Source organism: Stenotrophomonas sp. 05L44_2, assembly GCF_056665995.1.
The window spans coordinates 1-1,220 of the sequence record NZ_JBFTNR010000968.1; the positions used below are offsets into that span (position 1 = coordinate 1).

2 protein-coding genes are annotated in these 1,220 nt (G+C 67.0%); one reads left to right on the plus strand and one right to left on the minus strand.

Features of this window, described 5'->3' with window-relative positions; genetic code table 11:
* Positions 1-172 precede the first annotated feature (172 nt).
* Positions 173-550: a DUF4124 domain-containing protein gene (locus AC1VAN_RS22390; protein ID WP_025879366.1), complete on the minus strand. Its 378-nt coding sequence runs from the start codon at positions 548-550 to the stop codon at positions 173-175.
* 80 nt (positions 551-630) lie between these two features.
* On the opposite strand from AC1VAN_RS22390, the gene pssA reads away from it, so the two are divergent.
* Positions 631-1,220: CDP-diacylglycerol--serine O-phosphatidyltransferase (pssA, locus tag AC1VAN_RS22395; protein WP_480986808.1), on the plus strand; the 590-nt coding region annotated here is incomplete at its 3' end.

Sequence of the window (1,220 nt, forward strand, 5' to 3'; positions counted from 1 at the left end):
GTGTCGGATTGCGGGGTGTCAGCCGCATGGATGCGGCTGCCAAGCCCCCACGGATGGGTTTACGGCGTCCCCGCAATCCGACACCGCCCCGTCATCCCACGGAATGCCCGCTTTTGACGTTGACGTTGACGTTGATTCGGCGGGTGCCGGGCGCCGCCCGGCCGATCCCCCCTCAACCCGCCGGAGGGCAGTACGCCTTGATCGCCGCCTCGGCCAGGCCCTTCTGCGCGCTGCGCTGTTCCGGGGTAAGCGCGGTATCGGCCTTGCCATCGCCATCGGTGTCCTGCATCACCGGGCCGGTGCCTTCCAGCAGCGTCACGTTGGCGCGGGCGGTGCTGCATTGTTCCGGCACCGGCGCGGCGGCAGGCTCGGGGGCCGCGTCCGTCGCCGCTGTCCTGGCTTGGGCACGCGTCTCATACTTTGCCCCGGCCGGCGGCGTTTCCGAATACTGGGTCACGCCCTTGGCATCCTTCCACTTGTAGACAGGGCCGGCCAGCGCAGTGGTACTGGCCAACAGCAGCAGGCAACCCAGGCAGGACAGGGCACGCATGGCAAACTCCGCAGAATGGGCGTAGAACGCCGATTGCAGCATTGGCGCCGACCGCTGGCAAGTCGATTAAACTGGATTCCATGGACCCGATCACACCGCCGCCGCGCTCGCGCACGATTTACCTGCTGCCCAACCTGTTCACCACGGCTGGGCTGTTCTCTGGCTTCTACGCCATCATCGCCGCGGCCAACGGGGATTTCGTCAACGCCAGCATCGCCGTGTTCGTGGCGGCGGTGATGGACGGCCTCGATGGCCGTGTCGCGCGCCTGACCGGCACCAGCAGCGAGTTCGGCGTGCAGTACGACTCGCTGGCCGATCTGGTCAGCTTCGGCATGGCGCCCGCACTGGTGATGTATCACTGGTCCCTGTCGGAACTGAAATACGACGGTGAACTGGTCGGTCGCCTCGGCTGGGCGGTGGCGTTCCTGTACGCCGCCTGCGCGGCGCTGCGCCTGGCGCGCTTCAATACCCAGGTGGCCGTTGTCGACAAGCGCTGGTTCGTTGGCCTGGCCAGTCCGGCTGCCGCTGGCCTGATGATGTCCTTCGTCTGGGCCTTCGCCGATGGCACGCTGGGCTGGAACGGCAACGAGCTGCGCTTCGTGGCGTTGGCGGTGACCCTGGTCGCCGCACTGTTGATGGTCAGCCGCATCCGCTTCTGGAGCTTCAAGGG